General features: G+C 72.8%; 8 protein-coding genes and 2 pseudogenes. 5 read left to right on the forward strand and 5 right to left on the reverse strand.

All coding sequences use genetic code 11. The features are described from left to right. From HEP81_RS06485 to HEP81_RS06495, 3 genes are all read left to right on the forward strand, one after another. A complete protein-coding gene (locus HEP81_RS06485) occupies positions 1 to 3,246 on the forward strand; it encodes a non-ribosomal peptide synthetase (RefSeq protein ID WP_051850116.1) in 3,246 nt (1,081 codons plus the stop codon). Positions 3,247 to 3,335: 89 nt separating this feature from the next. Beyond that, positions 3,336 to 4,874, forward strand: coding sequence for an amino acid adenylation domain-containing protein (locus HEP81_RS06490; protein ID WP_051850115.1), 1,539 nt, complete (start codon positions 3,336 to 3,338; stop codon positions 4,872 to 4,874). Between the two features lie 78 nt (positions 4,875 to 4,952). Beyond that, complete coding sequence (locus HEP81_RS06495) at positions 4,953 to 6,299, forward strand: MFS transporter (RefSeq protein WP_051850114.1); 1,347 nt, start codon at positions 4,953 to 4,955, stop codon at positions 6,297 to 6,299. A gap of 498 nt (positions 6,300 to 6,797) precedes the next feature. Here the strand turns inward: HEP81_RS06495 and HEP81_RS06500 are convergent, their stop codons facing one another. Further along, entirely contained in the window at positions 6,798 to 7,250 is a 453-nt protein-coding gene (locus HEP81_RS06500) for a MarR family winged helix-turn-helix transcriptional regulator (protein ID WP_037654852.1), read from the reverse strand. Positions 7,251 to 7,441: 191 nt separating this feature from the next. Here HEP81_RS06500 and HEP81_RS06505 point away from each other — a divergent pair, with 191 nt between their 5' ends. Beyond that, on the forward strand, positions 7,442 to 8,893 hold the full coding sequence (locus HEP81_RS06505; protein ID WP_037654851.1) for an MFS transporter: 1,452 nt from the start codon (positions 7,442 to 7,444) through the stop codon (positions 8,891 to 8,893). 108 nt (positions 8,894 to 9,001) lie between these two features. Here the strand turns inward: HEP81_RS06505 and HEP81_RS06510 are convergent. The 4 genes and pseudogenes from HEP81_RS06510 to HEP81_RS06530 form a co-directional block, all read right to left on the reverse strand. Beyond that, positions 9,002 to 9,157 (reverse strand): annotated as a pseudogene (locus tag HEP81_RS06510) (LuxR C-terminal-related transcriptional regulator); the annotation flags it as partial. A gap of 32 nt (positions 9,158 to 9,189) precedes the next feature. Then, positions 9,190 to 9,261 (reverse strand): annotated as a pseudogene (locus tag HEP81_RS42850) (hypothetical protein); the annotation flags it as partial. Between the two features lie 716 nt (positions 9,262 to 9,977). Further along, positions 9,978 to 10,268 (reverse strand): hypothetical protein, encoded by a 291-nt coding sequence (locus HEP81_RS06525; protein WP_037654850.1) that lies wholly within the window; start codon positions 10,266 to 10,268, stop codon positions 9,978 to 9,980. Positions 10,269 to 10,296: 28 nt separating this feature from the next. Then, entirely contained in the window at positions 10,297 to 10,488 is a 192-nt protein-coding gene (locus HEP81_RS06530) for a hypothetical protein (RefSeq protein ID WP_037654849.1), read from the reverse strand. A 462-nt stretch (positions 10,489 to 10,950) separates the two neighbouring features. On the opposite strand from HEP81_RS06530, the gene HEP81_RS06535 reads away from it, so the two are divergent. Further along, entirely contained in the window at positions 10,951 to 11,268 is a 318-nt protein-coding gene (locus HEP81_RS06535; protein ID WP_037654847.1) for an SCO0607 family lipoprotein, read from the forward strand. Positions 11,269 to 11,389 lie beyond the last annotated feature (121 nt).

Here is an 11,389-nt window from a genome sequence, read left to right on the forward strand (position 1 = left end):
GTGAGCGAAACCGCCGCCCCCGCCGCCCCCGCCGCCTCCCGGGTCGAGGACGTGCTGCCCCTCTCTCCGCTCCAGGAGGGCATCCTCTTCCACGCGCTGTACGACGAGGACGAAACGGACGTCTACGTCGCCCAGTTGCTCCTGGACCTGGCCGGGCCCCTTGACGCCGAGCGGTTGCGGGCCGCCGCCGACACGGTGCTGCGCCGCCACGCCAATCTGCGCGCCGGCTTCCTGCGCCGCGCCTCCGGCGAGCCCGCGCAGGTCGTACGGCGTGACGTCCAGGTGCCGTGGGCCGAGACGGACCTCAGCGGGCTCGGCTTGGCGGAGCAGGCGGCCGCCGTCGAGACGCTGCTGGCCGAGGACCGGGCCCGCCGCTTCGACCTGGCCCGTCCGCCGCTGCTGCGCTTCACCCTCGTACGCACCGGCCCGCTCAGCCACCGACTGCTGCTGACGTACCATCACATCCTGCTGGACGGCTGGTCGTGGCCCGTGCTGGTGCGCGAGCTGCTGGCCCTCCACGACGCCGGACCGGACAAAGCCGCGCTGCCTCCGGTCACGCCGTACGCGTCGTTCCTGCGCTGGCTCGGCACCCGCGACACCGGCGCGGCCCGGGACGCCTGGGGCCGCGCGCTGGCCGGACTCTCCGGTGGCACCCGTACCGCCCCGGTCTCCGCGGCCCCCTCCGGGCCGCTGCCGCACCGGGTCGAGACCGTCCTGCCGGAGCCCCTGACCGAGCGGCTCACCGCGCTCGCCCGGGCCCACCGGATCACCCCGGGCACCCTGCTCCAGGGCGCGTGGGCGCTGCTGCTCGGCAACCGGCTGCGCTCGTACGACGTGGTCTTCGGCGCGGTCGTCAGCGGCCGCTCCCCCGAACTGCCCGGCGTCGCCGACATCGTCGGGCTGTGCCTCAACACCGTCCCGGTGCGCGTCCGTATCGACCCCGCCGAATCCCTGATGAGCCTGTTCACCCGTCTCCAGGACGAGCAGGCGAGCCTGATCGAGCACCATCACCTCGGCCTCACCGAGATCCAACGCACCGCTGAAGCGGGCGAGTTGTTCGACTCCTGTGTCGCGTTCCAGAACTACCAGGCGGACGCCGAGGGGCTCGCCGCGCTGTCCGCGCTGTCCACGGGCGACCTCCGCGTCACCGGGGTCGACCCGCACGACGCGGCGCACTACCCGCTCTCCCTGACCGCCATCCCCGGCGAGCGGCTGCGCCTCCAGATCGACCACCGGCCGGACGTCTTCGACACCGAGGACGCCCAGGCCCTGCTGGACCGCCTGGTCCGGCTCCTCACGGCCGTCGCCGACGACCCGGACCGCCCGGCCGGCTCCGTCGACCTGCTGTCCCCGGCCGAGCGCCACCGCGTCCTGGTGTCCTTCAACGACACCGCCCGCGAGGAGGACTTCGCCGAGGTCACCGACCGGGTACGGCGTCAGGCCGAGCTGCGTCCGGACGCCGTCGCGGTCACCGACGACACCGGCCGGGCGCACACATACGCCGAGCTGGTCGCCCGCGCCGACACGCTCGCCCTGCGGCTGCGCGCCGAGGGAGTGGGCGAGGGCGAGCTGGTCGCGGTGCTCAGCGAGCCGACCGCCCGGGTGCCGGTCGCCCTGCTCGGCATCCTCGGCGCCGGCGCCGCCTATGTGCCGCTCGACCCCGAGGGCCCGGTGGTGCGCACCTCCGACCTGCTGGCCCAAGGCGGCGTGGGCTGGCTGCTCGCCGCCCCCGAACAACGGCCCCGCGCCGAGGAGATCGCCGCCGCGGTGCCCGCCGTACGACTGCTGTTCCTCGACGACCGCCACGACGACGCCGAGCCGCAGGCAGCTCCCGTGCCGCCGCCGACCGCCGGTGGCCGCGACGCGCTCGCCTACATCTGCTTCACCTCCGGCTCCACCGGCCGCCCCAAGGGCGCCATGGTGCACCGGCGCGGCATGAACAACCATCTGCTCGCCAAGCTGGACGACCTTCAACTCACCCCTGGTGACCGGGTGGTGATGAACGCGCCACTCACCTTCGACATCTCGGTGTGGCAGATGCTCGCACCGCTGATCACCGGCGGCCGGGTGCACCTGGTCTCCCGCGATGTCGCCCGCGACCCGGCGGTGCTCTTCGCCGCCGTCGCCGAACACGAGGTCACCGTGATGGAGACCGTGCCCTCCTTCGTCCGCGCGGCCCTCGACCTGTGGGACGCCGGCACACCGGCGCCCGAACTCCCGTCGCTGCGCTGGTTCATCGTCAACGGCGAGGTGCTGCCGGCCGAGCTGTGCGAGCGCTGGTACGACCGCCACCCGGACGCGGCGCTCGTCAACGCCTACGGCCTCACCGAGTGCTCGGACGACAACACCCACGCCCTGATCACCCGGGATGTCCAAGCCCAGCTGGAACAGGGCCGGCTGCCCGTCGGCCGGCCGCTGCGCAACAACCGGCTGTACATCCTCGACCCGTCCCTCGCGCCCGTACCGCCCGGTGTGCCAGGGGAGTTGTTCATCGCCGGGACCGGCGTCGGACCCGGCTATCTGAACGATCCGCGGCGCAGCAGCGAACGCTACGTCCCCGACCCGTTCGCCACCGAGCCCGGCGCCCGGATGTACCGCACCGGCGATCTGGCCCGGCTGCGCGCCGACGGTCAGCTGGACTTCCTCGGCCGCCAGGACCACCAGGTCAAGATCCGCGGCAACCGCATCGAACTGGGCGAGGTGGAGACGGCGTTGCGTGCCGCGCCCGGGGTCGGGGACGCGGTCGTGGCCGTGGACCGCGACGGCGCCGGACAGCAGCGGCTGATCGGCTACGTCACCGGTACCGCCACCCCCGACGAGATCCGCGTGGCGCTCTCCCAGACGCTGCCGAACTACATGGTCCCCTCGCTGCTGCTGCCGCTGCCCGCGCTGCCGCTCACCACCAACGGCAAGGTGGACCGCAAGGCGCTGCCGGATCCGGCGAGCCTCGCCCGCTCCGCCGGGCGGGCGCCCTCGGGCCCCGGCGAGCAGAGGGTGTGCGACCTGTTCGCGGCGGTCCTCGGACTGTCCGAGGCGGGTCCGGACGACGACTTCTTCGCCCATGGCGGGCACTCGCTGCTCGCCACCCGGCTGACCGGCCGGCTGCGCACCGAACTCGGCGCCGAGCTGACCATCCGCGATCTGTTCGAGACGCCCACCCCGGCGGGCATCGCCGCCCGTCTCGCCTCGGCCCGCCCGGCACCGGCCCGCCCTGCCCTGCGGGCCCGCGCGAGGAACGGCGCGTGAGCCCCGCGCCGCCGGCGGCCGCTCCGACCTCCCATCCGGCCGTGTCCCCGATGTGCACCGGTCCGGCCGTACCGACCAGGAGATCCCGTATGACCGCCAGCGAGCTCCCCGTACCGCTGCTCATCGCCCGGCAGGCGGCGGCGACCCCCGACGCCACGGCGGTGCTCGGGCCCGAAGGCGAGCTGACATATCGTCAACTCGACCAACGGGCCCGCGCGGTGGCCCGCGAGCTGGCCGCCGCCGGTGCGGGGCCCGAGGACACGGTGCTGGTCGGCGTGGGCCGGGGCGCCGACTGGGCGGTCGCCGTGCTGGGCATCTGGTACTGCGGTGCCGCGCTGCTGCTCGCCGACCCGGCGACGCCCGACGAGCGGCTGCGCACCCTGCTGGCCGCCGCCGGCACCCGCTATCTGGTCGCCGCGGACCACGCGGCCGCGGCCGACCTCCAACTCCGGGTCGGCACCGAGCTGTTCTGGGCGGCGACCACCGGGGCCGAGACCGGCGGCGCGGACTTCGTCCCGGCCCGGCCCGCGCCCGGCGCCCTCGCCTACGTCCTGTTCACCTCCGGCTCCACCGGGGCGCCCAAGCCGGTCGCGGTCGGGCACCCCGGCCTCGCCCGGCAGGCCCATGTGCTCGCCGAGCGCTACGGCCTGACCGGCGCCGACCGGGTGCTCCAGTTCGCCGCGCCCGCCTTCGACGTGTCACTGGAGGAGGCCCTGCCCACCTGGTGCACGGGCGGCGCCGCCGTGTTCGTCGCCGACAACATGGTCTCGCCCGGCGAACTCGAACCCTTCCTCGCCGGGCAGCGGATCAGCGTCGTCAATCTGCCCACCCCCTACTGGGCGCAGTGGGCGAAGGACGTCGAGCGCCGGCCCCGGCCGCTGCCCGCGTCGCTGCGCCGGGTGGTGATCGGCAGCGACGCCGGGCGCACCGCGGATCTGCGCCGCTGGTACGGCGCGGGCGGCCCCCCGGTGACCAGCGCGTACGGCCTCACCGAGTCGACGATCACCGCGACCTGCCACGAGGCCCGTGCCACCGCGCTCGACGGCGTCCCAGGCGACGAGGTGATCCCGCTCGGCGTACCGCTGCCCGGCGTGCGAGCGTATGTCCTGGACGAGGAGCTGACGGAAGCGGCGGACGGGGAGGCGGGCGAACTGTATCTGGCCGGCGCGTGCTTGGCGCGCGGTTACCACGGCAGGGCCGCACTGACCGCGGAACGCTTCGTGCCCGACCCGTTCACCGAGGAGCGGGGGCAGCGGATGTACCGGACGGGCGACCGGGTGCGCCGGTCGCCCGACGGCACGCTCCGCTTCCTCGGCCGCGCCGACGACCAGGTCAAGGTGCGCGGCCACCGGGTGGAACTCAAGGAGGTGGAGGCGGCGGTCGGTGCGCTTCCGGAGGTGGTGGACGTGGTCGCCCGCGCGGTGACGCATCTGGGCGAGGTCCAGGTGGCGGCCTATGTCGCCGCCGCGCCGGGCCGGACCCCGGATGCCGCCGAGCTGCGCCGCGAGCTGAGCGCCCGCGTCCCGGCCCACCTCGTCCCGGCCCATCTCACCGTCCTGCCCCGGCTCCCCCGCACCCCGGGCGGCAAGCTCGATCCGCGGGCCCTGCCCGAGATCGCCGCCGGCTGACACCGACACCGGGGAAGCCGCACCGCTTTCGGCCCTCACGCGGCGCCCGCCGCCTCCACCAGACAAGGAACGTCTCTCGTGTCCCAGCCCACGGCCGCGTCCGGCCCCGCCACCGACCCGGACGACACCGCTGCCGTAACCGACTCCACCGCGCCATCCGGCTCCACCGCCACCGAGCCCGAGGACTCCGCTCCCTCCCCCCGGCAGCGGCGCGACTTCCGCCGGTTCATGGCGTCGCACATCTGCAACGAGCTCGGCAACAACATCACCTACGTCGCCCTCCCCCTCGCCGCCGTGCTGACCCTGCACGCCTCGGCGTGGCAGGCCGGTCTGCTCGCGGCGGCCGAGCAGGCGGCGTTCCTGCTGTTCGGGCTGCCCGCCGGGGCGTGGGTCGACCGGATGCGGCGGCGCAATGTCATGATCGCCGCCGATCTGACGCGGGCGGTGCTGCTCACCACGGTGCCGGTGGCCTGGCTGCTGGATCTGCACTCCATGCCGCTGCTGTACGTCGTGGCCCTGCTGCTGGGCTGCGCCCGGCTGTTCGGTGATGTGGCCGACCAGAGCTATCTGCCCACCCTGGTCGGACGCTCCACCCTGGTGAGCGGCAACTCCCGCCTGGAGACCGTGCGTTCGACGGCCGAACTGGCCGGACCCGGCATCGCGGGCTTCTTCGTGCAACTCCTCGGCGCGGTCGGCACCTTGGCCGGGCAGGCCGTCACCTCCCTGGTCTCCGCCGCCCTGTTGGGCAGGATCGAGGCGCGGGAGGAGCGGCCGTCGCCCGCCGGACGCGGCCGGCTTCTGCACGAGATCCGCGAGGGCCTGCACCATGTGCTGCGCAACCCGATCCTGCGGGTGATCGCGCTCAGCACGGCGTCCGTCAATCTCTTCCTCAGCGGGATCTTCGCCCTGGAGACCCTGTTCCTGACCCGCACGGTGGGCCTCCAGCCGGCCGCGGTCGGCTGGGTGCTCACCACGGCGGGCGTCGGCTCGATGCTCGCCGCGCTGGTCACCGAGCGCCTCTCCCGCGCCCTCGGCGAGGCCCGTCTCACCTGGCTCTCGCTGCTGGTCACGATGCCCTTCGGGCTGCTGCTCCCGCTGACCGGCCACGGCTGGCGCATCGCCCTGTTCGTGGTCGGCGCCCTGATCCAGTCGGCGGGTGTCACGACGTACAACATCTGCCAGGTCACCTACCGCCAGACAGTCTGCCCCCCGCATCTGCTGGGCCGGATGACGGCCACCATGCGGTTCCTGGTCTGGGGCGTCCTCCCGCTCAGCGGTCTGCTCGCCGGCGGTCTCGGCCAAGTGGCGGGTGTGCGGGGCGCGTTGTGGTTCCTGACGGCCGCCCTTTCGGCGACCCCGCTGGTCCTGCTGTGCTCCCCGCTGCGCCGGATGCGCGCCTTCGACACGGGCACCGCCGCCGGGTAGCCGAACCGGGCCCCGGCGGCCCGCCCTGAGACCCCCGGCCGGGCTTCCTGTTCTGCTGCGCACCGGCGCTCCACTCGCCCCGGCCCCAGCACGCCCACGTGGTCGTCGCGGGCCGCGCCGCCGCCCGCGACGTGGACGCCGCACTGACGCGGACCCGGCCGGGCGGCTTCGACGTCCCGGCCGTGGCCCGCACGTCGGACGCCCGTCAGGCCGTACCCGACCGGACGACGGTGGCCGGCTTCGCCCCCGAAGGCCCTGGCTGCTGGCCGAACTGGACGCCGCCGCGAGGCTCCCGACGTTCTTCCAGTACGTCCATGCCGTCATCCCCCTCGGCGACACCGTGGAGGCCTTGCGCTCGGCGCTCCGCTTCGGGGGGCCGGGATACTCAGGCCGGTCCTGGTGCTGTGCGCGCCGGTGCGGCAGCAGCCGCTGCGCCGTGGCGATGTCGTACGGGCGGACTTCCTGTTGCGGGACCGCGGGGACGCGCCCGGAACGGGCTCACGACCGCGGCCACGGCTGGCCGGTGATCCGCTCCACGCTGGTGTTGAACCGCTGGAGGTAGCGGGCGAAGTTCTCCACGTCGTCGGCCGACCAGTCCTCGAAGACCCGGTCCAGGTCCTGGACATGCAGCTCGCGCTCCTCGCGCAGCTTGCGCTCGCCCTCCCCGGTCAGCCGGAACTTGCGGGCCATGCCGCCCTCGGGATCGGGGATCCGCTCCAGGAGCCCGGCCCGCATCGCGTGCGCGGTCTGCCGGTTGACGGTGGAGACGTCCAGCTGGAAGGCGTCGCTGAGCTGCCCGATCGACATCGGCCCCTGCACCTCGATCCGGCTCAGCATGATGTACGCGCTGCGCTCCATCCGGCCTTCCTGATGCCGGCGGGTGGTACTGCTCAGCTGATGCCGCCCGAGCACCATGTGCTCGAACTCGACCAGGTGCGACGGCTTCCCCATGTACGTGCCTCCTTCAGAAGTCGACCGTATCTCAGGGCCCGGCGGCGAAGGACCGCAGGCGGGCAGCGACATGCATGGCACATGCGATATGAATACTGCATACGATGTGCATGATGCATATCGCCAGATGTGCATCATGCACATCCCGGCGACCGCCGACCCCGGACGACCGACGAATCAAGGAGTCACCCATGGATGCCCCGCAGCCGAGCCGCAGAACGGGCGGTGTCGTCGCCGCCCTTGCGCTCGCCGGAACCGTCGCCGCGATCATGCAGACACTGGTGACCCCGCTCATCGCCGAACTGCCACGGATCCTGCACACCTCGTCGTCGAACGCCGCCTGGGTGATCACGGTCACCCTGCTCGTCGGCGGGGTCTGCGTGCCGGTGTCCGGGCGCCTCGGCGATCTCGTGGGCAAGCGGCGGATGATGCTGATCTGCGTGGTGCCGCTGGTGATCGGCTCGGTGGTGTGCGCGCTGTCCACGTCCGTCGTGCCGATGATCGTCGGACGCGGCCTTCAGGGCATGGGGATGGGCATGATCCCGCTGGGCATCGCGCTGCTGCGGGACGTCCTGCCCGCCGAGAAGCTCAGCGGCTCCATCGCCCTGGTCAGCGCGTCCATGGGCATCGGCGGCGCGATCGGGCTGCCGCTGGCCGCGGCGGTCGCGCAGTACGCCGACTGGCAGCTGCTGTTCTGGGGATCGGCCGCCCTCGCGGTGATCGTCGGCGTGCTGATCTTCGTCGTCGTGCCGGATGTCCCGGCCGGCGCCAAGGGGCAGCGGTTCGACGCGATCGGCGCGATCGGGCTGGCGATCGGCCTGGTGGCGCTGCTGCTGGCGATCTCCAAGGGCGCCGACTGGGGCTGGGCCTCGGGCACCACGCTCGCGCTGTTCGCCGTCGCCGCCCTCGCCCTGCCGGCCTGGGGCCACTGGGAGCTGCGCACCCGCGACCCGCTGATCGACCTGCGCACCACGGCCCGGCCGCGGGTGTTGATCACCAACGCAGCGTCGGTCCTCATCGGCGTCGGCATGTATTCCTTCATGCTGATCGCACCGCAGCTTCTCCAGTTCCCGAAGGCCACCGGGTTCGGTCTTGGCCAGTCGATGCTCGCGGCGGGTCTGTGGATCGCGCCCGGCGGCATCATGATGATGGTGATCTCGCCGCTCGGCGGAAAGCTGATCAACGCGCGCGGTCCCAAGCTCGCGCTCACCTGCGGCGCGGTCGTGATGGCCGCCGGCTACGCGCTCGCGCTGCCGCTGATGGGCACGGCCTGGGGCATCATGCTCTCCGGCATCGTCATCAACAGCGGCGTCGCCCTCGCCTACGGCTCCATGCCCGCGCTCATCATGAGCTCGGTCCCGCTCTCCGAGACCGCCGCGGCCAACGGCTTCAACACGCTGATGCGCTCGCTGGGCACCACGATCGGCTCGGCCGTGATCGGCGTCGTGCTGGCCCATATGACCATCACCCTGGGCGGCTACACCCTCGCCTCCGAGAACGGCTTCCGCACCGGCCTCCTGATCGGCTGCGGCGTCGCCCTCGTCTCCGCCGCGGTCGCCTCCTTCATCCCCGCCCCGCGCAAGCCCACCGACACCCCCGACCCCCACCCGACCGAGGCCGACCCGGCTCCGGCCCGCCCCTGAACCGGCGGTGCGCCCGAACCACGAGACCGGGCGCACCGGCCGCGCCGCGCTCCCCGGACCGGCCGGACCGCTGCCGTGCGGGGCACCTGGATGCCCGTGGGCGTACGCCTACGAGAGCCAGCCCGCGCGGGCCGCGCGCACCCCGGCCTCGAAACGGCTGCGCGCCTCCAGCCGGGCCATGAGGTTGGACACCGTGCGGCGTACCGTGCGCAACGACACCCCGAGCTTCTTGCTGATGAACTCGTGAGCATGCCCGGATGCCAGGCGACGCCGTCACTGCGCTCGACGAACAGGCAGGAGAGCGGCAGGTTCTGCTCACGTGCGCAGGCCGCGAGTGCGAGGTTCGAGGGGCCGAATCCAACGCCCAGGAGATCGTACGGCCGCTCCCCGCTGGGCGATGTCCCGGATGGACGCCGTCGGGTCGCTCAACAGCAGCTCGTACACTTTGATCCGAGCGCCGGAGCCGTCGACGGGCCGGGCCCTGCCGTCCTTGCCGACGCGTACCCCGGCCGAGTCGTCCGCCGCCGCCTCCTGGTCCCGGATCCGCCCTATGGTGCCCGCGGACAGGCCCGTCAGGGAGGCGATCATCCGGTTCGACCAGTGCGGGTGCGTCGTGATCAGACGGCCCGCCGCCGTGCGGTCCGCGCGGGGGAGGAGCAGACCCCGCCCGTGCACGGTGTTCAGCCGGATCGCCAGGACGAAGGCTTCGTCGGCCGAGCCCTCGAACATCCGGGCGGCGATCTCCTGACGCCCGCTCAACACCGCTGCCCGGACTCGGTGGTTGCCGTCCACGACACGCATGGTGCGGCTGTGCACGACGACCGGCGGCAGGGCATCGGCGGTCGCGGCGAGCATGCGGCAGTGGTCGTCGTTCAGCCCTCCGCCGCGCGGCGAGTCCCCGAAGCGCAGGGAGCGGACCGCGAGGAACACCGTCGGCGCGTCGATCGCGTCGGGGTCGAGGACGTCCAGGGACAGTGTTTCCGGCAGGGTCAGGGAGATACTCACGTGTTCCTCCGGGAAGTTCCGCCGTGGCGTACCGTGCCGGCCGACGGGACGGGTGTCGTGCGTGCCCGCGGGCGGGCGCTCACGAGGTGAGGCGTACGACGCAGGAATCGACGTGCCAGCCGGCCAGGCTCGGCACGACCATCACCAGGCGCCAGCTCAGGGCCAGCGCCCTTTCGGCTGCCACCGCCTCGTTCTGCCCCCGCATGAAGAGAACCGACGAGAACCCATCGGCGCAGCCGACGGTCCGTACGTGTTCAAGACCGTCCTCCTCCAGCGCGTGGGCCCAGAAGGCATCGTTGAGGGATGCCGGGGCGAGCGGTGTCTCGCCGGGCCCGGCCGCTCCCTTGACCACGACGACGACCGCGTACATGAGCGCTCTCCGCCCGGTGCGGTGCCGGTCAGCCCCAGCCGAAGCCGTCGTCCGAGGGGTCCGTGGCGGTCGCGCCGGACGGCGTCGCCTGCACGGCGGCCATCACCGGCGTCGCGCCGACCGCGGCCGAACAGGCGGCCGAGCCTCCGGCGGCGACCGCTCCGGCCACCACGGCGGAGACGAGGAGAGCCCGTACGGCGACGATCTGCTTCTTCTTCACAGGATTCCTTCTGGGAATTCGGGGTCAGGAATGACGGAACGCTTGGGATTCAATGGCTTCCGAAAGCCGGTTTCTGAGATCCGGCTTTCTCGGCTACGAGAGAAATCCTGTCCTGCGCCCGGGTCACTGTCAGTACTTGTCGACTTACACCAATAGGCCTGGCCGCTTGGGGCCTCGCTCCCCCGGCGCTCGATACATGGCTGACCTGGTGCGTTGTGCGGCTGTCCGCATGCGGCCATGCACGTTCGTGCCAGCCCGGTACGACGAAGGCCGGGCCGCCCCCGAGACCCGCCGCGGCGCCCTCGGCCGGCAACCCGCCAGGTGCGACACCGAGTCTTCGAGCGGTGCGATCTCCGTACTCATCTTTCCGGCTCCCCGAATGAGTACGCGCACCAATCCGCGCGCCCCCGCCCTCCCCGATGCTTGGTCCGTCAGAGGCCGATCCTGTTCGAGGGGAAACACATGACCACGCACCGCACCCGCCGACGGACCACCGGAACCGCCGCGGCACTCGTCGCCTGCTCCGCCGCCACCCTCGCCGCGCTGCTCACCGGCTGTTCGACCGCCGACGCGATCTGCTCGGACGGCGAGTACCCGGTGCAGAACATCGGCACGACCGGCGGCCAGTGCGTCGCCGACGGCGACAAGGTCCCGAAGGGCACGTTCCGTTACCCCGAGGACAAGACGCCGAAGCACGTGGACGACAAGTGGGACATCTACTGGCAGACGCACACCATCGACGAACACGGCGCCATCATCAAGGCACCGCAGGACTCCTGAGCGTTAATTCGTTTGGCACGTGCGAGGCGTCGTGATGGGATCAAGGCGACGGGGGCGGCTCCCCGGCGCGCATCCTTCTCACCTTCCTTGAAAAGACCCGGCGCGCCCACTCTCCGCCCCC

It is taken from the genome of Streptomyces griseofuscus (assembly GCF_014673495.1).
GTDB lineage: Bacteria > Actinomycetota > Actinomycetes > Streptomycetales > Streptomycetaceae > Streptomyces > Streptomyces murinus.

What these genes read in the sequence shown, in the direction of transcription:
- HEP81_RS06525 (WP_037654850.1), bottom strand. Translation starts at nt 10,268, where the DNA reads ATGTACGCGGTCGTCGTCGTGGTCAAGGGAGCGGCCGGGCCCGGCGAG.
- HEP81_RS06535 (WP_037654847.1), top strand. Translation starts at nt 10,951, where the DNA reads ATGACCACGCACCGCACCCGCCGACGGACCACCGGAACCGCCGCGGCA.
- HEP81_RS06490 (WP_051850115.1), top strand. Translation starts at nt 3,336, where the DNA reads ATGACCGCCAGCGAGCTCCCCGTACCGCTGCTCATCGCCCGGCAGGCG.
- HEP81_RS06505 (WP_037654851.1), top strand. Translation starts at nt 7,442, where the DNA reads ATGGATGCCCCGCAGCCGAGCCGCAGAACGGGCGGTGTCGTCGCCGCC.
- HEP81_RS06500 (WP_037654852.1), bottom strand. Translation starts at nt 7,250, where the DNA reads ATGGGGAAGCCGTCGCACCTGGTCGAGTTCGAGCACATGGTGCTCGGG.